The 21,911-nt window shown below is 54.5% G+C and carries 19 protein-coding genes; 10 read left to right on the top strand and 9 right to left on the bottom strand.

Annotation, left to right across the window (positions count from 1 at the left end):
- Positions 1 to 53: 53 nt before the first annotated feature.
- Positions 54 to 1,526 carry an amino acid permease gene (locus tag FAZ14_RS14130; protein ID WP_153508727.1) on the bottom strand — a complete coding sequence of 491 codons (1,473 nt, stop codon included), beginning with the start codon at positions 1,524 to 1,526 and terminating at the stop codon, positions 54 to 56.
- Between the two features lie 163 nt (positions 1,527 to 1,689).
- Positions 1,690 to 2,568 (bottom strand): DNA-binding transcriptional regulator YeiE, encoded by an 879-nt coding sequence (gene yieE / locus FAZ14_RS14135; RefSeq protein ID WP_016942522.1) that lies wholly within the window; start codon positions 2,566 to 2,568, stop codon positions 1,690 to 1,692.
- 105 nt (positions 2,569 to 2,673) lie between these two features.
- Here yieE and FAZ14_RS14140 point away from each other — a divergent pair, with 105 nt between their 5' ends.
- Positions 2,674 to 3,756: a YeiH family protein gene (locus FAZ14_RS14140; protein WP_016942523.1), complete on the top strand. Its 1,083-nt coding sequence runs from the start codon at positions 2,674 to 2,676 to the stop codon at positions 3,754 to 3,756.
- A 95-nt stretch (positions 3,757 to 3,851) separates the two neighbouring features.
- Positions 3,852 to 4,712, top strand: coding sequence for a deoxyribonuclease IV (gene nfo, locus FAZ14_RS14145; protein WP_153508728.1), 861 nt, complete (start codon positions 3,852 to 3,854; stop codon positions 4,710 to 4,712).
- Between the two features lie 40 nt (positions 4,713 to 4,752).
- On the opposite strand, the gene FAZ14_RS14150 is transcribed toward nfo, so the two are convergent.
- From FAZ14_RS14150 to fruB, 4 genes are all read right to left on the bottom strand, one after another.
- Complete coding sequence (locus FAZ14_RS14150; protein WP_016942525.1) at positions 4,753 to 5,463, bottom strand: hypothetical protein; 711 nt, start codon at positions 5,461 to 5,463, stop codon at positions 4,753 to 4,755.
- Between the two features lie 152 nt (positions 5,464 to 5,615).
- A complete protein-coding gene (gene fruA, locus FAZ14_RS14155) occupies positions 5,616 to 7,304 on the bottom strand; it encodes a PTS fructose transporter subunit IIBC (protein ID WP_153508729.1) in 1,689 nt (562 codons plus the stop codon).
- A gap of 16 nt (positions 7,305 to 7,320) precedes the next feature.
- Positions 7,321 to 8,259 carry a 1-phosphofructokinase gene (fruK, locus tag FAZ14_RS14160; RefSeq protein WP_016942527.1) on the bottom strand — a complete coding sequence of 313 codons (939 nt, stop codon included), beginning with the start codon at positions 8,257 to 8,259 and terminating at the stop codon, positions 7,321 to 7,323.
- Positions 8,256 to 9,401 (bottom strand): fused PTS fructose transporter subunit IIA/HPr protein, encoded by a 1,146-nt coding sequence (gene fruB / locus FAZ14_RS14165; protein ID WP_016942528.1) that lies wholly within the window; start codon positions 9,399 to 9,401, stop codon positions 8,256 to 8,258. Before fruB ends, fruK begins: the two co-directional genes overlap by 4 nt.
- A 335-nt stretch (positions 9,402 to 9,736) precedes the next feature.
- Here fruB and FAZ14_RS14170 point away from each other — a divergent pair, with 335 nt between their 5' ends.
- Complete coding sequence (locus tag FAZ14_RS14170) at positions 9,737 to 10,918, top strand: sugar efflux transporter (protein ID WP_153508730.1); 1,182 nt, start codon at positions 9,737 to 9,739, stop codon at positions 10,916 to 10,918.
- 50 nt (positions 10,919 to 10,968) lie between these two features.
- Here the strand turns inward: FAZ14_RS14170 and FAZ14_RS14175 are convergent, their stop codons facing one another.
- Complete coding sequence (locus tag FAZ14_RS14175; RefSeq protein ID WP_153508731.1) at positions 10,969 to 11,223, bottom strand: YkgJ family cysteine cluster protein; 255 nt, start codon at positions 11,221 to 11,223, stop codon at positions 10,969 to 10,971.
- Between the two features lie 254 nt (positions 11,224 to 11,477).
- On the opposite strand from FAZ14_RS14175, the gene yeiP reads away from it, so the two are divergent.
- The 7 genes from yeiP (at position 11,478) to yejF (ending at position 19,907) form a co-directional block, all read left to right on the top strand.
- Positions 11,478 to 12,050 carry an elongation factor P-like protein YeiP gene (gene yeiP / locus FAZ14_RS14180; RefSeq protein ID WP_016942532.1) on the top strand — a complete coding sequence of 191 codons (573 nt, stop codon included), beginning with the start codon at positions 11,478 to 11,480 and terminating at the stop codon, positions 12,048 to 12,050.
- Between the two features lie 78 nt (positions 12,051 to 12,128).
- Entirely contained in the window at positions 12,129 to 13,106 is a 978-nt protein-coding gene (locus FAZ14_RS14185; RefSeq protein ID WP_153508732.1) for a CobW family GTP-binding protein, read from the top strand.
- Positions 13,107 to 13,545: 439 nt separating this feature from the next.
- Positions 13,546 to 14,121, top strand: coding sequence for a bifunctional murein DD-endopeptidase/murein LD-carboxypeptidase (gene mepS, locus FAZ14_RS14190; protein ID WP_016942534.1), 576 nt, complete (start codon positions 13,546 to 13,548; stop codon positions 14,119 to 14,121).
- A gap of 254 nt (positions 14,122 to 14,375) precedes the next feature.
- Positions 14,376 to 16,187: an extracellular solute-binding protein gene (locus tag FAZ14_RS14195; RefSeq protein WP_153508733.1), complete on the top strand. Its 1,812-nt coding sequence runs from the start codon at positions 14,376 to 14,378 to the stop codon at positions 16,185 to 16,187.
- A gap of 9 nt (positions 16,188 to 16,196) precedes the next feature.
- A complete protein-coding gene (locus FAZ14_RS14200; protein ID WP_016942536.1) occupies positions 16,197 to 17,291 on the top strand; it encodes a microcin C ABC transporter permease YejB in 1,095 nt (364 codons plus the stop codon).
- Positions 17,288 to 18,313, top strand: coding sequence for an ABC transporter permease (locus FAZ14_RS14205; RefSeq protein WP_016942537.1), 1,026 nt, complete (start codon positions 17,288 to 17,290; stop codon positions 18,311 to 18,313). The genes FAZ14_RS14200 and FAZ14_RS14205 overlap by 4 nt, the downstream gene beginning before the upstream one ends.
- Position 18,314: 1 nt before the next feature.
- A complete protein-coding gene (gene yejF / locus FAZ14_RS14210; RefSeq protein ID WP_016942538.1) occupies positions 18,315 to 19,907 on the top strand; it encodes a microcin C ABC transporter ATP-binding protein YejF in 1,593 nt (530 codons plus the stop codon).
- A 73-nt stretch (positions 19,908 to 19,980) separates the two neighbouring features.
- Here the strand turns inward: yejF and FAZ14_RS14215 are convergent, their stop codons facing one another.
- Entirely contained in the window at positions 19,981 to 20,325 is a 345-nt protein-coding gene (locus FAZ14_RS14215; RefSeq protein ID WP_012885040.1) for a YejG family protein, read from the bottom strand.
- Between the two features lie 353 nt (positions 20,326 to 20,678).
- On the bottom strand, positions 20,679 to 21,869 hold the full coding sequence (locus FAZ14_RS14220) for a Bcr/CflA family multidrug efflux MFS transporter (protein WP_153508734.1): 1,191 nt from the start codon (positions 21,867 to 21,869) through the stop codon (positions 20,679 to 20,681).
- Positions 21,870 to 21,911: the final 42 nt, after the last annotated feature.

A 21,911-nucleotide genomic window follows, 5' to 3' on the forward strand; every position in this document is an offset into this window, starting at 1 on the left:
GCATAAAAAAAGCCAGTTGGTAACCCGACTGGCTTTTTTGGTCTATAGGACTGTTACTTGTATTCCGGGAAGGTCATCTCACTGTATTTTACTAGCCGTGATTTTTTCACCAGACGATAGCCTAGCCAGATAGCCAGAAACAGTGGAATACCGATGTACGTCGCCGTCACGGCATACCAGTCAATCTTATCAGCCAGAAACGCCTGATAATTCTGCCCCAACGTGATCACCAGGCAGAGTATGAAAGCAAAGATAGGCCCTAACGGGAAAAAGCCAGAGCGGTACGGGAATGCCTTCAAATCATGCCCCTGCGCGACATAACCACGGCGGAAACGGTAGTGGCTGATGGCAATGCCCAGCCAGGCGATAAACCCGGTCATACCGGAGGTATTCAGCAACCACAGGTACACCGTCTGATTGCCAAACATCGACGACAGGAAACACAACCCTGCAACCACCGTCGTCGCGTACAACGCATTACGCGGTACCCCGCCTTGTGAGAGCTTGCCAAAGCACGCCGGTGCCTTCCCTTCCTGCGCCAACGTGAACAACATGCGGGTAGAGGCATACATACCCGAGTTACCTGCCGACAGCACCGCCGTCAGGATAACCGCATTCATGACGGCAGCCGCCGACAGCAAGCCTGCATTCTCAAACACCAGCGTGAACGGGCTAACGCTGATATCTTTCACATCGTTACGCAGCAGATTAGGGTCGGTATAAGGCACCAGCAGGCTGATTATCAGAATCGCGAAGATATAAAACAGCAAGATACGCCAGAAGACCTGACGAATAGCACGCGGAATGTTAGTCTGCGGATCTTTGGATTCCCCCGCCGCCACACCAATCAATTCGGTGCCCTGAAACGAGAAACCGACGATCATGGCCACACCGATCATCGCGGAAAATCCGCCCGCAAACGGCGCATCGCCAATCTGCCAGTTGTGCCAGCCTGCATGTTCACCACCGCGCAGAATACCGATAATCATCAGCACCCCAACGGCAATGAACAGAATCACGGTAACCACTTTAATTAGCGAGAACCAGTACTCCGCTTCACCAAAGCCTTTCACCGAAATGTAGTTCAGCAAAAACATCAGCGACAGGAACAACGCGCTCCAGACCCAGCCAGGCACCGATGGGAACCAGTATCCCATGACCAGTTGTGCCGCCACCAGGTCAACGGCGATGGTCACCGCCCAGTTGTACCAATAGTTCCACCCCAGCGCGAAACCAAATCCCTCTTCCACGTAACGTGCGCCATAAGTGGAAAACGAACCCGATACCGGCATAAATGCCGCCAGCTCGCCAAGACTGGTCATCAGGAAATAGACCATCAGGCCAATCAGCGCATACGACAGCAGTGCCCCACCCGGCCCGGCTTGCGATACCGTCGCACCAGACGCGACAAATAACCCGGTACCGATCGAACCGCCGATGGCGATCATCGTCAAATGCCGCGCTTTCAGCTCACGGCGTAGCGTGGTTCCCCGCGGTTGCGCGAGGTCAGTATCATGTTGAGCCATTACAATCCATGCCCTTGAAAATTTGAGGGCGGATTGTAGGCAATCTGCTACCTGCTGAATAGCGCATAGCGCGGATTATAAGAGACCTTCATAACTCACCCGGTATCATAAGTAATCCCTCTGGAACACACGCCAGATTTGTAACGTTGATGTTGCCGGGCTGTTAGGGGCGTTCCTCTCCCCGACAATATTCCAGGAAGCATTGCAGTACGCCCGATAAGTGCTTTTGGCGATGGTGTACCAGGTATAACGTGCGGCTTAGTTTCGGTAACGGTACCGGTAACTCCACCAACACCCCGGTAGCGAGCTGCTCAGCTATCACATGACGCGACAGGCAACTGATCCCAATGCCATGTCGCACCGCGTGTTTGATGGCCTCTGAATTACCAAGCTCCATCACCAGCCGGAAATGCGGCAGACGAGCCAGCAGCAAATGATCCAGCACTTCACGGGTGCCTGACCCGTGCTCACGCAGGATCCACGGCGCATCCGCCAGCGTCTGTAACGAAAAATCATGGTCAATCAGCGGATTGCCGGGGGCGCAAAACACCACCAGTTCATCTTCCCGCCAGGGTTGGGTGACCAAATCCGGGTGATGACACGGCCCTTCTATCAGCCCCAAATCAACCCGAAACTCAGACACCGCGTTGACCACATCCTGGGTATTCCCCACATACAGCTCCAGTGGGATGGCAGGGAAATCCTGACGATAGCGGGCAATCATCGCCGGCATCAGATAATTACCGATGGTACTGCTGGCATAAATGCGCAGCGCGCCGTTATCACGCCGGAAAAGCTGTTCAATTTCCGCCGACTGGTCCAGCAAGGCCAACGCTTTAGGGTACAACAGGCGACCGTGTTCATTAACCACCAGCCGTTTACCCACACGATCAAACAGCTGTACCCCCAGTTGGCTTTCGAGATCAGCCAACGCCGCGCTGACGGCGGATTGTGACAGCGACAACACCACCGATGCCTGTGTGGTTGAACCACTTTTCAGGACTTCGGTAAACACTTCCAGTTGACGTAACGTAATGTGCATAGGGGCTCTTATCGTAAATATCTATAGGTTATAAATATATAATCAATTTCTATTTTAAGCGCGCTGATCATAGGCTGTGCCCTCAACCTCACATTGATAGCGGGTATGGCTATGTTTTCATTTTCTTCCAGGGTACAACGACTTTCCCCTTTATCCTCGGTGGGCCATCTGTTGACTGGCATCATCCTGATTGGCCTGCTGACCCGTGGCATCTTATGGTTATCCGGCCTGCCAGCCATTGCCGGATTGGGGCTCGGTTCCCTGACATTAGCGATACTGGTTGGCATGGTACTGGGCAATACGGCTTATTCGCACCTGCAACCCTGGTGTGATGCTGGTGTTCAGTGGTCCCGGCATTACCTGCTGCGCTGGGGCATCATCCTGTACGGCTTTCGGCTGAGCTTCCAGCAACTCACCGCCGTCGGTAGCGCTGGCCTGGTTATCGATGTGCTGACGCTGACCTCTACCTTGTTGCTCGCCTATTGGCTGGGGCGGCGCTGGTTTCAACTGGACGGACATACCGCGTTGCTGATTGGCGCTGGCAGCAGTATTTGCGGCGCCGCCGCGGTACTGGCCACCGCCCCGGTACTGAAAAGTACCGCCGATAAAGTCGCGGTTGCGGTATCCACCGTCGTCCTGTTCGGTACCACCGCCATGTTTCTTTACCCCTGGATGTACCAACATTTTATCCAGTATAGCGGCTGGTTATTTACCCCGCAGACTTTCGGACTCTACCTCGGTTCCACCGTGCATGAAGTGGCGCAAGTGGTCGCCGCAGGTCACGCTATCAGCCCGGAGACGGAGAATACGGCGGTCATCGGTAAAATGTTACGCGTCATGATGCTGGCACCGTTCCTGTTCCTGCTTGGCTTGTGGGTCAAACAGCGTCAGCCTGCCCACCAGACCGCGACATCCGCTACCACCGGTTATCCGTGGTTTGCGCTGGGCTTCGTATTGATGTGTGGCTTTAATTCGCTGAACTGGCTGCCCGCTCGTTGGGTCGCGCTGATCACGCAACTCGATAACGTGCTGTTGACCATGGCAATGGTAGCGCTGGGGATAGCCACCCGCCTGAGCACGCTGCGACAGGCAGGGGTCAAACCCTTACTGCTGGCGGCAGTGCTGTTTATCTGGCTGGTGGGAGGCGGTGCGGCTATCAATCTGGCGATACAGCATCTTTTCGCCTGAATCGGTCCCCAGGATGAAATAACGTCTGGGTGAAACAGGGCTACAGACCGTGACGCGGTAATGTCATAATGCGCGGGCATAAAAAGGAGAAAACCATGAAATATGTCGGAGCCCACGTCAGCGCATCGGGTGGTGTGGATCAGGCGGTTGCCCGCGCCCACGACATCGGTGCCACCGCATTCGCGCTGTTTACCAAAAACCAGCGCCAGTGGCAGGCTGCGCCATTAACGGCGGAGGTGATTGACCGTTTTCAGGCTACCTGTGCCCGGTATCAATTTACCCCGGCGCAGATACTGCCGCACGACAGCTATCTGATCAATCTGGGTCATCCGGATGACGAGGCTTTACGCAAATCGCAGGCGGCATTTATCGACGAAATGACGCGTTGCCAGCAACTGGGGCTGACATTACTGAATTTTCATCCCGGTAGCCACCTGCGTCAGATAGACGAAAGCACCTGCCTGCGCCGCATCGCCCAGTCCATCAATCTGGCGCTGGAAGCAACCAGCGGCGTCACCGCAGTGATAGAAAACACCGCCGGTCAGGGTAGCAACCTGGGGTTTCGGTTTGAACATCTGGCAGAAATCATCAGTCAGGTGGAAGACAAAAGTCGGGTCGGCGTCTGTATCGATACCTGCCATGCGTTCGCGGGCGGTTATGACCTGCGCACCGAGGCTGACTGCGAGCGGACCTTTGCTGAACTGGAGCGTATCGTCGGTTTCGGCTATTTGCGCGGTATGCACCTGAATGACGCGAAAAGCGAGTTTAATAGTCGGGTGGATCGTCACCACAGTCTGGGCGAAGGCAACATCGGTAAAACCGTGTTCAGCTATATTATGCGCGACTCGCGCTTTGACGGCATTCCACTGATTCTGGAAACCATCAATCCAGATATCTGGCCGCAGGAAATCGCCTGGCTCAAATCACAACAGTCGCCGGTTAACCTCGTCTGCTAACACAGAAATCGCGGCCAGTACTGGCCGCTACACGGCGTAATCAGGCCGTTTCCTCCCGCCGGAGTTGCGCCGCCCGCTCGAATATTCGGTTTGATACCGTGCGCGGTTTATGGCCCTGCCCATCAGGCTGCACAACGCACTGAAATGCATCACGCAGTTGCATCGCTCTTCCCTGCTCATCACGCCCGATAGCGTATTTATCGTGAAAGGGCGAAATCGCCAGCGCCAGATTATCAATGATCGTATCGCGATAAGCGAAGGCGTTCTTCTTTACCGACAGCATCTGATTGATGATAGCGCAGTCGATCAACGTACCAGTGAGCCATTCGGTTTCACAGGCATACCCGGCACACCAGCGTAACGGGTTGCCACGAGTAAAGGTTTCGATTAACTCGGTATGTGCGCCCACAAAACAGGCACCGAGCAGCAACCCGGTAATATTGAACTGATGCGACAACTCGCCGATAGGTAGCAGCACATCCCGAATGTGCGTGCCTCCTACTCTTTTCCCCTGACCGTGCGCGGCGACATAAATAATGATGTTTTTGAAGGGGATTTTGCACAAACACTGTAGTGCGGTGCGAAAACTGGCCTTGTCGTAGAAATTAGCGCAATACACCTCGGTGTCACCGGCGACCTTGGCAATACCCTCAATAAACGGCACGACGGATGAGCGGTTGGCATCCAGCGCATCCAGCTCCCAGGGCGACTCCAGCACCAAAATCCCCCGGCTGGCATGATGACGCGGCATGGCATTCTCCTTTTCAGCGAGCATAGCATGACGAAATCATACCGCTGTTGAGTGAACTCTCTTGCGGGAAAAGCGTAAACTCGCGGAAAAAAACGTAAAAAAAACGCCGGTACATCGCACCGGCGTTTTTATCACTGCATTGTCATGACGTGTCAGGCTTTAGCCAGTTGCTCTTCCGGACGTTTCAGCACAGCGTACAGCACGCCAGCCACAACCGTACCCGCCACGATGGAAAGCAGGTAGCCCAGAACTGGTGTGATCGCACCTGGAATCAGCAGGACGAACAGACCACCGTGCGGAGCCATCAGCTTAGCGCCAATCGCCATAGAAATGGCACCTGTTAACGCACCACCCAGGATACAGCACGGCAGTACACGCATCGGGTCACGAGCAGCGTAAGGAATGGCCCCTTCGGAGATGAAGCACAGTCCCAGCACCACCGCCGCTTTACCCCCTTCACGTTCGCCAGCCGTGAATTTCCTGGCAGCAATGAATGTCGCCAGACCCATCGCCAGCGGTGGCACCATACCGGCAGCCATAACAGCAGCCATTGGCGCATACACCTGGCTACTGAGCAGCGTGGTACCAAACACGTAGGCCACTTTGTTTACCGGGCCACCCATATCGGTACACATCATGCCGCCCAGAATGGCACCCAGAATGACCGCATTCGCCGTACCCATGGATTGCAGCCAGCCAGTCAAGCCAGTCAGGATTTTCGCAACCGGGGTACCGACCACGTAAATCATGATAAGGCCGGTTATCAGCGTCGCGAATAGCGGAATAATCAAAATCGGTTTTAGCGCCGACATACTCTGTGGCAACGTCACATGGTTGCTGATGGCACGCGCCAGATAACCTGCCAGGAACCCGGCGATGATACCACCAAGGAAACCTGCACCGGTGCTGACAGCCAGCATACCGCCAACCAGACCCGGAGTCAGACCCGGACGGTCAGCAATGGAGAACGCAATGTAACCTGCCAATACCGGCACCATCAGTGCAAACGCAGAGCCGCCACCGATCTTCATCAGCGCTGCTGCCAGCGTCCCTTCTTCCTTGAACGCGGTAATCCCGAACACGAATGACAAGGCAATACACAGACCACCTGCCACCACCATCGGCAACATGTAGGACACGCCGGTCAGCAGGTGACGATACGGACCTGCGCCGCCTTTTTTGGCCGAGTCAGCCGCCGCTGCACCACTTTGGGCAGAAGGCTGGAAGACCACCGCTTCAGACTGCGCTTTATCAAACTCTTGCGCCGTCTTCTTCAATGCCAGACCTGTCGAGGTGCGATACATTTTTTTACCGGCGAACTTGCTAAGATCAACTTCAATGTCCGCCGCCACGATAACCAAATCCGCCTGTTCAACTTCTTCCTGGCTAATCGGGTTACCGGCACCTACGGAGCCGCGGGTTTCCACTTTCACCCACCAGCCACGTTTTTTCGCTTCACTTTCAATTGCTTCAGCCGCCATGAAGGTGTGAGCCACCCCAGTCGGGCAGGCTGTCACCGCCACAATACGCTTGGCCGCAGTCGGCGCAGCCGCTGGAGCTGCCGCTGCCGGAGCCTGATACGGCTTCGCCTCAGCTTTCGCTTTTTCCAGGAACTGAGCAGGCTGACTCAATGCCAACTCCACATCCCCGGCAAACACGCTCTTGCCATTCAATCCACTGTCTGCCTGTACGGAAGCACCCAGCACGATCGCCAGCTCCGCATCAGCAAGTTGCTCAGTGAGGGTAAGTCCTGCGTTAGCTGCGGCAGCACCGAGCAAATTCTTCACCAGACGGCTTTTCGCCAGTCCCAGTGATTTATCGAGTATCAGCAGCGTTTTCATTGTTTATCTCCTGCTGTCAATTAAAGGGTTGTAGATCAACACGCGCCATCATCGCAGCCAGCTGCGGACGATCGCTAATGCCAACGTTACTCTGGCTAACGGCCAGCGCTGCCACCGCAGTGGCCAGACGCAACGTATGTTCACTGGACTCACGCATCAATAAGCCATAAATCAATCCCCCCACCATGGAGTCACCCGCACCTACCGTACTGATCACTTCACAGGCTGGCGGCATTGCACGCCAGGCACCGGACGCATTGACCCACAGCGCGCCTTCCGCTCCTAGCGAAATCACGACATGAGCAATACCCTGTTCACGCAACGCATGCGCTGCATCTACCACATCCGCCAGCGTAGGTAATTTACGCCCGGCCCAAATTTCCAGCTCACGGCGGTTGGGTTTCACCAACCACGGCGAGGCTTTCAGGCCTGCTACCAGCGCTTCGCGGCTGCTGTCGAAAATAATGCACGGACACTGGCTACGCAGACGCGACATCCAGTCGGTAAACGCATCCGGGTCAACACCACTCGGCAGGCTGCCACTGACAGCCACCATGTCAAACTGCCCCAGCCAGCTCAGCGAATCGTTCACGAAACGCTGCCAGTCTTGCTGGGTCACTTCAAAACCGGAGAAATTCAGATCGGTCACATCACCATTCTGCTCGGTGAGTTTGACATTAATACGGGTACGCCCCGACACCACCTGGAAACGGTTGGCGATGCCCAACTCGCTGAACAGCTGTTGAAAGCCGTCCTGATTGTCTTTGCCCAGGAACCCACCGACGGTGACATCAATGCCGAGGTCTTTGAGTACCTTGGCAACGTTGATGCCTTTACCTGCGGCATGCAGCCCCGTAGTCTGGACCAGATTCACTTCACCCCGTTCGATCTCCGGGCAATACCCTACTAAATCATAGGCGGGATTCAGGGTAATGGTGGCAACGCGTCTGCTCATGCTGCGCCCTCCCCAAGACCAGACTGAATGGCCTCGCCAATCGCTTTCAGCGCCACTTCAGCATCTTCGCCACGGGCGGTAAAGCGCAGACGGTGACCGCTCTTAACCCCCAGCGCTACCACTTTCATCAGACTGCGGCCGTTGGCGGGTTTACCGGTGCCGTCAAGATTCGTCACCGTTATCTCGCTGGAGAACTGTTTAATCACGTTGACCAGCATCGCGCCGGGACGGGCATGCAGACCATGCTCATTGCGGACAGTAAATTCGGCTTCCAGAGCGTCGCTCTCGGCTTCACCTTCAGTTGCCTCGTCACTGGTCAGCAACGCCAACAATGTGGTTTCGTCAGCAGACAGCAGGCTGTCAGCTTTACCGGCAATCAACAACGTGCTGAGATAATCCAGCGATGCAAATACTTGCTCGTCGGCAGCCGATACGGTCAGCAACAGTGCAACGGTTTCACCGTCGAGTGCGAATGGCTGGGCTGGACGACTTACCGCCAGCGCGCTCACCAGGTTGCCGTTCAGACTATCGCTCAGCCAAATACCCTGCCCCAGATGGGTCGGTTTAGTGGCGACAACATGGCTGACGAAACTGGCGTCAACTGCGCCAATCTGCTGCAAACGACCAGCGTTCAGCGCCTGCAGGGTCATCAGGTTATCCGTCGCCACATTCAGGTTAATCAGCGACGTATCAAAGCGGAACGCACCTGCCAGTTGTTCACCCATCAGCAACCCACGCAGTTCGTCAGCGGAGGTGGTACTGGCCAAACGGGCCGCAATGCGGTCATCGCTCAGCACATGGGTCAGTTGACGTAACAGCGCCAGGTGTTCGTCAGAACGGGCAGCGATGCCCAGCACCACATACGCGGTCTGGTCTTCCCCCCACGCAATGCCCTGCGGGAACTGGAATACCTGAACACCGGTTTTCTTCACCAGATCTCGCGTATCGGTCGTGCCATGCGGGATGGCGATACCACTGCCAAGATAGGTCGATGTCTGCTGCTCACGCTGCAGCATCCCCGCGACATAGCCTTCGCTCACGCAACCCGCTTCGGTCAGAGCGGCGGCCACCTGACGGATGGCCTCCTCTTTCGTACCGGCGGAAGCACCTAAATGAATGTCGTGCTGTGACAACTGAAACATAATGCTCCTCTCTTGCTGAACTTGAATCGTTTCAGCTTTTATGAGAAATAATTTGCTGACTCGCTCAGGGTAATTTCAGCAAAACCTCGCTGAAACGTTTCAAAAATTTTGCGTTTTTCATTATGGCTATGCAAGCATTCTGCATGGATGAAATGACAGATCTTAGAGGTCACGCACATTTTCACCCGAAAATTCAGTGCGCATTAACAGCTTGTCACACTTGTGCTGAATAGGTGCTGAAGAAAAAAAGTTGAAACGGGCTTTCGTTTCTACCCTATCAGCGTAAGATAGCGCGTTCAGTTTTCCTCCTGTTCTTTTTTTGACCTGAATTCAGCATGACATTTTCTTCCACCCGTGTAGCCCGACGTCTGCCCGACCTGACATCCTCGGCATTTCTGATGATTGCCTTCCTGACCGGGATTGCCGGTGCGCTGCAACTCCCCACCCTGAGCCTGTTTTTGTCCACAGAAGTCCAGGTCCGCCCCGTTATGGTGGGGCTGTTTTATACCGGCAGCGCGGTGATAGGCATCGTCGTCAGCCAGGTTTTAGCAACCTATTCCGATCGCCAGGGCGACCGTAAAACACTGATCCTACAATGCTGCCTGCTGGGTGCGCTTTCCTGCCTGCTGTATGCCTGGAACCGCAACTACTTTGTTTTGCTGTTCATCGGCGTCTTGCTGTCGAGCTTTGGTTCCACCGCTAACCCACAGCTGTTTGCGCTGGCAAGGGAACACGCTGATCGCACCGGCCGGGGCGCGGCCATGTTCAGCTCCGTGATGCGAGCGCAGATTTCACTGTCATGGGTCATCGGGCCGCCGGTGGCTTTCGCGTTAGTGTTGGGATTCGGGTTCCCGGTGATGTACCTGACGGCAGCCGCGGTGTTCGTGTTATGCGGGGTGTTGGTATGGCTGTTATTGCCCTCGATGCCGAAGACCCGGGTTAAGTCCGCCGCTACGCTGGAATCGCCGCGGCAAAACCGGCGCGATACGCTATTACTGTTTAGTGCCTGTACCCTGATGTGGACCTGCAACGGTATTTATCTGATCAATATGCCGTTATATCTGGTGCATGAATTACAGTTACCGGAGAAACTAGCCGGGGTGATGATGGGGACCGCCGCCGGGCTGGAAATTCCGGTGATGCTGCTGGCAGGGTATCTGGCCAGTCGATTGGGAAAACGCCTGCTGATGCGTTTAGCGGTGATAGCCGGGTTGGTTTTCTATACCGGTCTGACATTGCTGAACAATGACTGGGCATTGCTGGCGCTGCAACTGCTGAATGCGATTTTCATCGGTATTCTGGCCGGAATGGGCATGCTGTATTTTCAGGATCTGATGCCGGGTCAGGCCGGTGCCGCCACAACGCTATTTACTAATACCACCCGAGTTGGCTGGATCATTTCCGGCTCACTGGCTGGGGTGGTGGCCGAAGTCTGGAGTTATCATGCCGGTTTTGTCATCGCTATCGCGATGCTGGCGGGTGCTGCCGCCTGCATGTGGCGCATCCGCGACGTTTGAGACAGCGCTGTTTAGTATATAGAGGATGGATGCACAGGCGTTTGGTGCGCTCAGGGCGCAGTGGCATCTTCCAGTTCGATAAGGTACTGCATCGCCTCATCACGGCTGTTGCGGCACATGTCACAACTGGGTTGCAACCCACGACACACCGCCGGACGTAAGGGCGAAAAGAACAGGCCACAACGCATACGCTCATCAAGATGAATACAGGGCGTATTAGCGGGTTTTCCCTGCGGCATGCCGGGGATCGGGCTGGAGATAGACGGTGCGGTACAGCAAGCACCACAATCAGAACGACATTCCATCAGTGACCTCCGGGGATTCCCCTCGCTAGTGCTGGCCGCAGAGCCTAACAGGCTGGCGGCCGCAAGGCTACTACTCTCTACTCGTGCTATCCGTGCCATTCGCGGTCGGTTTAGCATCGTTTTCATTTCTGCGGTGTTTATCCCTCAGGTAGTTTGTCTGGTGCCAAACAGCCACAAATCCCTCTTGCCTGAACCCATCCTGACGAGTAACGTGTCGCCACAAAAATTTCTCTTCTTTATTTAAGGTACATTTCATGGCAAGAGCGAATGAGATCAAACGCGGCATGGCCGTTAACTACAACGGTAAACTGCTGCTGGTAAAAGACATTGATATCCAAAGCCCCAGCGCCCGTGGTGCCAGCACACTGTACAAAATGCGTTTCGCTGACGTTCGCACCGGACTGAAAGTAGAAGAGCGCTTCAAAGGTGATGACATTCTGGACACCATCACCCTGACCCGTCGCTCTGTCACCTTCTCTTATATTGATGGCGACGAATACATCTTTATGGACGAGGAAGATTACACGCCGTATACCTTCAAAAAAGAGCAGATCGAAGACGAACTGCTGTTTATCCCGGAAGGCGGTATGCCAGGTATTCAGGTATTGACGATGGAGGGTCAGTTGCTGGCGCTGGAACTGCCGCAGACTGTCGATCTGGAAATTGTCGAAACCGCACCGGGCATCAAAGGGGCTTCAGCCAGCGCCCGCAACAAACCGGCCACACTGACTACTGGTCTGGTGATTCAGGTACCGGAATACCTGAGTGCAGGTGAAAAAATCCGTATTCACATCCCTGAGCGCCGCTATATGGGTCGTGCGGACTGAATGAGTTAGCCAAACCAAGCCCTTCCCCGCGTCTGACAGGCCATGTCAGACGCTTCCCGCACACGCAAGGAGACTCCTGTGTTGACGAAAGTAAACCTGATTACCGGCTTCCTCGGTAGCGGCAAAACCACCACCATCAGGCATCTGCTCTCTCATAAACCCGAAGGCGAAACCTGGGCGGTGCTGGTAAATGAGTTTGGTGAAATCGGTATCGATGGCGCGCTGTTAAGCGACACGGGCGCACTGCTCAAAGAGATCCCTGGCGGTTGCATGTGCTGTGTCAACGGCCTGCCGATGCAGGTCGGGCTCAACATGCTGTTGCAGAAAAAACCACATCGGTTACTGATTGAACCTACCGGCCTGGGTCACCCGAAGCAAATTCTGACACTGCTGACCTCTGAAGCCTACCAGTCATGGCTCCAGCTACAGGCCACCTTGTGTTTACTGGATCCACGCCAGCTCGGCGACAGCCGTTATACCGACAATGAAAACTTTCGCGATCAGCTTGCCGCTGCGGATGTCATCATCGCTAATAAAGAAGACACCTGGCAACAGAGCGACCGCGATGCGCTACAACACTGGCATCAACAGCAGGGCCAGGGGCGTCGACTGCTAACAGCGTCTCAGGGTCAGGTCGATACCGCCGCATTAGATCTACCGCGGGACAATCACACCGCACTGCCGGATGCCCGCCACCACCATCACGATGCACCGGCGAAAACCGGGCTGGCGGCACTCAAACTGACGGGTCATGAACGCTGGCGTCGTGCGCTGAATCAGGGCCAGGGGTATTACGCCTGCGGCTGGATTTTTGATGGCGAGACCCAATTCAACACCGCTCGCCTGCTCGACTGGGTGCGGTTGGCACCGGTAAGCCGTGTTAAAGGTGTGATGCGTATTGCGGAAGGTACGTTGGTGGTCAATCGTCAGGGATTCGACCTGCGCATTGAAACACAGCCAGCGTCACCGCCAGACAGCCGTATCGAAATCATTAATGACTCAGAAGCGGAATGGAACACGCTGCAAAAACAGCTGTTAGATTGCCGCGAGAGGTAAGCAGAGAGGTAAGCACAACCGGTAGCGCGTCGTGCCAACGTTAAGTGGGCCGACATGAAATGGCAGTAGGGATATCTGTCAGAACACCATACTCTCTTTTATTTCTCGTTCTGTACGCCTATCGCAGTGTTTTATCGGGCTGACGTGGGATATTTCATCACGAAATCATATAAACAAAAAAGACAAAAAAACTCGCAATCTGTTTTTCGTTAAGGTATGGTCGTCGAGGTCCAGGATTCATGGGCAGACATCCGGCCAGTTAAATAGATGTTGCAACACCAATAATAGTGTGCGGTGTTGCACAAATTAACAGACGAATAATTGTCCCATGAAAAGTAGTGCTTTAGTCTGACACTCGTTTTGTTTGGCATAGATAACAGTGTTTATAAACACAGCATAGCGATTTAATCGTTAAGGACATCAAGGGAACATAACAACAATGGTCAAATCTCAACCGACTCTGAGATATATCTGGCGGGTGTTACCTGCCGTGGCAGTAGCGATAGCGCTTTCTGCCTGTACCAGCAACAATGCAAATGTTAATAATCAAACTGATAGGCGTGTGGTTAACGGTGGTGACCCTTCACTACAAGCCTCTCAGGATGAATTCGAAGCGATGGTTCGCAACGTGGAAGTCAAATCCAAGTTGCTTGAACAATACGCCAGTTGGAAAGGCGTACGCTATCGTCTCGGGGGCGACAGCCGTAAAGGCATCGATTGCTCCAGTTTCGTTCAGCGCACTTTCCGCGAACAGTTTGGTATAGACTTGCCGCGCTCTAGCTATGAGCAACAAGACATCGGTGTTCAAATTCAGCGCAGTAAGCTGCGTCCCGGTGATTTGGTTGTATTTCATGCGGGCTCAACCGGCCGTCACATGGGTATCTACCTTGGTAACCAGCAGTTCGTTCATGCTTCCACCAGTATTGGTGTGACGATATCCAGCATGGATGACAGCTACTGGAAGCCTCGCTACCGTGAAGCTCGCCGGGTACTGGCACAAGCGTCACACAGCTGATTTACTTTTCCTTTGATGTCGTCCAGACAACCAGAAAACGCCGCCTGCCAAACAGCGGCGTTTTTTTTATTACCTGTCTGTTGCCTCCCGATCATCATCCGGGTTGATTAACAGTAGGTTCGACGTGTTATTTCGTGGTAAAACAGAACGCCATAGCGTCCGGCATCGCGATTGCCAGGAATTTCAGGCTTTTTCTCCGTTTGGTCTACTTTCATACGGAAGAAACATGAGGTTATCAGGAGTCAGCCCTTTCGATGTTTACACGTGCGATTATCGTCGCCTTACTGTCCACCTGCACCTGGCTGGCCTATGCCGCTCCCACGACATTGCAGACCTACGCGTTCGCCACCCTGGGCGAGCCTAAGTACTCACAGGGGTTCACCCACTACGATTATACCAACCCGGCGGCCCCCAAAGGCGGCAATGTAACGTACAGCGCGCTGGGTACCTTCGATAATTTTAACCGTTTTGCGTTGCGTGGCCTGGCTGCGGCTCGTACTGAAAGCCTTTACGATTCGCTCTACGTCAGTTCGGAAGACGAGCCGGGCAGTTATTACCCGCTGATTGCGCTTAACGCCCGCTATGCCAGCGACTACAGCTGGATAGAAATAGACATGAACCCGGCCGCCCGTTTTCATGACGGCTCGCCGATTACCGCCTCTGATGTGGCATTCACGTTCACGATGTTTATGACGCAGGGTGTGCCGCAGTTTCGTCTTTACTACAAAGGTGCCGAAGCCAGTGTGATTAACCCACACCGGGTGCGTTTTACCTTCCCAGAGCCTGACAAAGAGAAAATGCTGGGGATGCTAACGCTACCGGTTATGCCGGAAAAATTCTGGCGCGATCACAAACTCAGCGACCCATTAAGCACCCCACCGTTAGCCAGTGGTCCTTATCGCATCACCGATTACCGCATGGGGCAATACGTGATTTATTCACGCGTAACCGACTACTGGGCTTCTGACCTGCCGGTCAACCGGGGTCGCTACAACTTTAACCAGCTGCGTTACGACTACTACCTGGATGACAGCGTCGCGTTGGAAGCCTTCAAGGCGGGTGCCTTCGATCTACGCATCGAAGGCTCACCGAAGCACTGGGCAACCCAGTACGAAGGCGGTAACTTCGCACGGGGTTATATTCTGAAGAAAGATGAAACTAATCAGGCGGCGCAAGATACCCGCTGGCTGGTGTTTAACATCCAACGCCCACAGTTTAGCGATCGCCGGGTACGTCAGGCACTGGCCCTCGCCTTTGACTTTAACTGGATGAACAAGGCTCTGTTTTTTAGTAGCTACCAACGCCCTTACAGCTTTTTCCAGAACACCGAGTACGCCGCGCAGGGCATGCCATCCGCTGCCGAGCTGGCCTGGCTGACACCGCTGAAAGACCGTCTTCCCGCCGAGGTTTTCGGCCCGGCATACCGCCCGGAGGAATCCGATGGCAGTGGCTATGATCGCGCGGGTCTGCTCAAGGCATTACACCTGTTGCAGCAAGCGGGTTGGGAATTGAAAAATCAGGTGCTGGTCAATAAGAACACCGGCCAGCCTTTTCGTTTCGAATTATTGCTACCGAGTGCCTCAAACGCTATCTATGTGTTGCCGTTCCAACATAATCTGGCTCGGCTCGGCATCCGTATGGAAGTACGCAGCGTCGACAGCCCACAATTCAATAATCGGTTTCGCAAGCGCGACTTCGACATGATCCCGAAACTGTATCCGGCGATGCCCTACCCCAGCTCCGATCTGGCGATCAGTTGGAGCTCCGCCTACATCAACTCTTCCTACAATTCGCCGGGTGTACAAGATACGGCTATCGATCAGTTGATTGATAACATTGTCAGTCATCAAGGTGATAAAGCCGCGCTGCTGTCATTGGGCCCGGCGTTGGACCGGGTACTCACCTGGAATCAGTTTGCTATCCCGATGTGGTATTCCAACCACGACCGTTTCGCCTACTGGAACAAATTCGCCATGCCGGCAACCCGCCCGGCCTATTCGCTGGGTATCGACAGTTGGTGGTATGACGCCAGTAAAGCCGCCACCCTGCCGGCAGCGCGTCGATAAGGAGCCGATGTGGGAACTTACCTGTTACGCCGATTACTGCTGGTGATCCCCACGCTGTGGGCCATCATCACCATCAACTTTTTTATTGTGCAAATCGCGCCGGGCGGCCCGGTTGATCAGGCCATTGCGTCCATTGAAATGGGTCAGGGCACGGGTTTTAGCATGGGTAGCAGCGACGGCGGTGGGCTGGCTCGTGGCCCGGGGGGCAAACCCTCGGTGGAAAACACCTATCGGGGTGCCCGTGGTCTGGACCCGGAAGTGATCGCTGAAATCACCAAACGCTATGGGTTTGATAAACCGCTGCATGAACGTTACCTCAAACTGTTGTGGGATTATGTCCGTTTTGACTTCGGCAACAGCCTGTTTCGCGGTTCGTCCGTAATTGCATTGATTAAAGAGAGCATGCCGGTTTCGATATCCCTTGGGTTATGGAGCACGCTGATTATCTATCTGGTATCGATTCCTCTGGGTATTAACAAGGCGGTGCGTAATGGCTCGGCGTTTGACGTCTGGAGTAGTACGCTGATTATTATCGGTTACGCCATTCCCGCGTTTCTGTTCGCTATTTTGCTGATTGTCGTGTTTGCGGGTGGCAGTTATCTCGACTGGTTCCCGCTACGCGGTCTGGTATCCCCGCATTTTGATAGCCTCTCCGCGTTCGACAAGGTCATCGATTACCTGTGGCACATTACGTTACCGGTGCTGGCGACCGTGATCGGCGGCTTCGCTACGCTGACCATGCTAACCAAGAACTCATTTCTGGACGAAATCCGCAAACAGTACGTGATCACCGCACGCGCCAAAGGCCTGGAAGAGAAACAGATCCTCTACCGTCACGTATTTCGTAACGCCATGCTGCTGGTCATAGCCGGTTTTCCCGCCACGTTCATCAGCATGTTCTTTACCGGTTCCCTGCTGATCGAGGTGATGTTTTCCCTTAATGGCCTCGGTCTATTGGGGTACGACGCCACCTTGCAGCGCGATTACCCGGTGATGTTCGGCACCTTGTACATTTTTACTCTCATCGGCCTGTTGCTGAATATTCTCAGCGACATGACCTATACGCTGGTTGACCCGCGTATCGACTTCGAGGAGCGCCAATGAGTCGTCTAAGCCCGATTAATCAGGCGCGCTGGGCGCGTTTTCGCGCTAATCGCCGTGGTTACTGGTCGTTATGGGTTTTTCTGGTGCTGTTTTTGGTGACGCTCTGTTCGGAGTTAATCGCTAACGATAAGCCGTTATTGGTGCATTACAACGGACAGTGGTACACGCCGTTTATCGTGGATTACAGTGAAACCACGTTCGGTGGCCAACTGGCGACAGCGGCCGATTACCGCGACCCTTGGTTGGCGAAGCGACTGGAACAAGGCGGTTGGGTGGTGTGGCCACCGATTCACTATCATTACGACACCATCAATTATGCTACCCAGCATGCGTTCCCCTCGCCGCCCTCGGGCCAGAATTGGCTCGGTACGGACAGTCAGGGGCGTGATGTGCTGTCGCAGATCCTGTATGGCTTTCGTATTTCCATTCTGTTTGGGCTGGCGTTGACGCTGCTGTCCAGCCTGATTGGCATCGTGGTCGGTGCCTGCCAGGGGTATTACGGCGGGCGTATCGACTTGTGGGGGCAGCGCGTTATCGAGGTCTGGTCCGGTATGCCGACGCTATTCCTGATTATCCTGCTCTCCAGCGTGATTCAGCCAAACTTCTGGTGGCTGCTGGGCATCACGGTGCTGTTTGGCTGGATGGCGCTGGTCGGTGTGGTGCGAGCAGAATTTCTGCGCACCCGCAATTTCGACTATATCCGCGCCGCACAGGCCATGGGCGTTAGCGATCGCTCCATTATGTTCCGCTGCATGCTGCCCAACGCGATGGTCGCTACCCTCACCTACCTGCCGTTTATTTTGTGTGGTTCTATCACCACCCTGACCTCACTCGATTTTCTGGGGTTCGGTTTACCGATGGGCTCGGCGTCACTCGGCGGTTTATTGCTGGAAGGGAAAAACAACCTACAGGCACCGTGGCTTGGCATCACCGTCTTCATCGTGCTGGCGGTAGTGCTGTCACTGCTTATTTTTATCGGCGAAGCCGTTCGCGACGCCTTTGACCCGAGCAAGGCGCATTGATATGTCCGAACAACCTTTACTTGACATTCGTGACCTGAGTATCGCGTTTCGCAGCGGCGATCAGCAACGGTGTGTGGTCGAAAATGTCTCACTGAGTATTGCTGCCGGAGAAACGCTGGCGCTGGTGGGGGAATCCGGCTCCGGCAAAAGCATCACCGCGTTATCGGTGTTGCGCCTGTTACCGTCGCCGCCTGTGGTCTACCCTCAGGGCGATATTCTGTTTGCCGGTGAATCGTTGCTACACGCCAGTGAACAGCAACTGCGCCAGGTACGCGGTAACCAGATTGCCATGATCTTTCAGGAACCGATGGTGTCGCTTAACCCGCTACACACCATTGAAAAACAGCTGGCGGAGGTGCTCTCACTGCACCGGGGCATGCGTCGTGACGCCGCCCGTGACGAAATCATCCGTTGTCTTGAACGTGTTGGCATTCGCCAGGCGGCGCGACGGCTGGCAGATTTCCCTCACCAGCTTTCCGGTGGTGAGCGCCAGCGGGTGATGATTGCCATGGCATTACTGACACAACCCCGCCTGTTGATTGCGGATGAACCGACCACTGCGCTGGATGTCACCGTACAGGCGCAAATTCTGGACCTGCTCAATGAACTCAAGCAGGAACTGAACATGAGCCTGCTGTTTATTACCCACAACCTGAATATTGTGCGTCGGCTGGCTGACCGGGTTGCTGTCATGCAGGCAGGGCGCTGCGTCGAGCAGAACCGAACTCCTGCGCTGTTCAGTACGCCACAACATCCTTATACCCGACAATTGCTGGATGCCGAGCCAACCGGGGAAGCCTTACCGCTCACCTCAGATACGTCGGCCTTGCTGGATGTCCGGGGGCTGGGTGTCAACTTCCCTATCAGACGCGGTTTGCTACGCCGCACGGTGGGGGAAAAGTCGGTACTACAGGCGCTTAGCTTCTGTCTGCGCCGTGGCGAAAGCCTCGGGCTGGTGGGTGAGTCGGGGTCAGGGAAAAGCACGACCGGGCTGGCATTGCTGCGGTTACTGCGCAGTCAGGGCGAGATCTGGTTTGATGGCCAGCCGTTGCATCAATTTAACCGCAAGCAAATGCTGCCGTTTCGTCGCCGCATTCAGGTCGTTTTTCAGGATCCCAACGGCTCATTGAACCCTCGGTTGAATGTGGAGCAAATTATCGCGGAAGGGTTGCGGGTCCATCACCGACTGAGCGCGACAGAACAGACGCAGCGGGTTATTCAGGCCATGCAGGAAGTCGGGTTGGATCCGGATAGCCGTCACCGCTACCCATCAGAGTTTTCCGGCGGTCAGCGTCAGCGTATTGCTATCGCCCGGGCCTTGATACTGCAACCGGAATTGCTGATTCTCGACGAGCCGACCTCATCGCTCGATCGCACGGTTCAGGCACAGATTCTGGCGCTGCTGAAAACCCTGCAACAGACCCACCAACTCGCTTACCTGTTCATCAGCCATGACTTGCACGTCGTACGCGCACTTTGCCATCAGGTCATCGTGCTGCGTCATGGTGAGGTGGTCGAGCAAGGCGACTGCCGACAAATCTTTGAACATCCGCAGCAGGATTACACCCGAGCGCTATTACAGCTGTCAGCCTGACAACGATTCAGAAGTACAGGTCAGACGGGCATGAAAACAGAAATCAGGCAGCATCGATACCGATGCTGCAAGTTCAGAACGGGTATTGTGCGCAGACCGATTCGGCGATCGCCACACCCACATCTTTCAAACGACACATCGCCGCACTCTCGTCCTGACGATACAAAAACAGGCAGGGCTCACCTTCCCACTCCACCACGGCACATTGCAGTTGGATCTCATCCAACGACTGGTTGAGATGCCGCATGATCTGACGGGCTTCGTCGCCGTCATGGCTGAGCAGTTTAAAACCAATCAGATAACTGTCGTCATCCAGACCGCAAAGCGGAATCGGTTCAACTTTGACACCAGTAAAACCCGATGACCATCGATAACTTTGCGGCAAGCGATGGACTACCGAAAGTTGGAGAGTATTCACAGCGTCTTCCTCAGCTAAGCAGCCATAAATTCACAAAATTATAACATAAACTCATAGGTTTTTTTGCCAGACATCTTTCTTTTACCACGATTTAGATACAAAAAATCAACATATCTTCATAATGAGGCCAACCCAGACGCATAGCGCTCAATGTGGTCACTGGTCAAAACGTTAACAAGATCACGTTCCTGATCGATTTTGCGCTATATGTAACCTTTTATTCCCAATATCTCAACCCATTTCTTCTAGTTGTTCACTTTTGGTTCAAAATTTTCACAATTCAGGAACGACAGGCGGGTGAACTGCCGGCCATGCGCTGGCAGTCTTATCAGAAAAAAGACAGAAAGGTGGCATTAACGCCGACTGGCGTACAGAAATAAACCGAGGGCAGCAACAGAGCACACGGCCATGGCGCTCACCATCGGCCAAGCGCTTTGAGCGGTTGCCAGTGACAACACCGTACCCATCAGCGACCCCAGCCCGAAACGCAGCGTCCCGGCCAGTGACGACGCCGTACCGGCCATGTGCGGGAAGTCATCGAGGATCACCGCCATGGCGTTAGACGCCACGGTAGCAACACAGCCCACGAACACCGACACGCCCAGTACCAACGGGAAAAAACCCAGATGGAAACTGCAAACCGCTACCAGCCATATTCCCATCACAAACTGGATGATCAACCCCAGCCGGAACATGAACATCGCCCCCATGCGCGACACGATACGGCTGTTGAGCAATGTCATCAGAAACAGGAACACGATATTCAGCGCAAAGTAGTAGCCAAAATGTTGAGGTGACACCCCGTTCAGGTCGATGTAGACAAACGGCCCGGCACTGAGAAAAGCGAACATGCCGGAAAACGACAACCCACTGGCGAACATATAGCTGAAAACGCGACGATGGCGAACCAACTGGAAAAAATTCATCAGCGTGGTACGCAGGCGAAAACGCTGCCGCCGCTCTACCGGCAAAGTTTCATGCACACATAACCATACCAGGACTGTCGCCACCAGCGAGGCCACCGCAATCGTCCAGAAAATGGCATGCCAGCTCAGCCAGAATAGCAACGCGCCGCCGATAATCGGTGCCAGCAGTGGCGCGACCGTCATGACCAGAATCACAAATGACATCATGCGCGAAAATTCATCTTTCGAGAATCGGTCACGCAGCAACGCGTTGATCACCACACTGGCCGAAGCAGCGGACAAACCGTGCAGAAAACGCATATGAATCAGTTGTTCGACCGTTTGCGACAGTGCGCAAGCCGCGGCAGCCAACGTAAAAATCAGTACGCCACCCAGAAGCACCGGTTTACGACCGATGCTGTCCGACATCGGGCCGTAAAACACCTGCCCTATCGCAAAGCCGAGCACATACGAACTGAGGGTCATCTGCACCCGGCCGGGATCAACAGAAAATTCTTTTGCAATCACGGGCAAGGCAGGCAGATACATATCGATGGCGATAGGCATCAGCATCGATATCAACCCCAGGATAAAAATCAGACCGACGCGCGAAGATGAGGGTGGCTGCACGACAAACATTTCTCCAGACAGAAGAACAGTTCCCGCCGCCACAGCAGCGGG

Source organism: Dickeya oryzae (assembly GCF_009372235.1).
Classification (GTDB): domain Bacteria; phylum Pseudomonadota; class Gammaproteobacteria; order Enterobacterales; family Enterobacteriaceae; genus Dickeya; species Dickeya oryzae.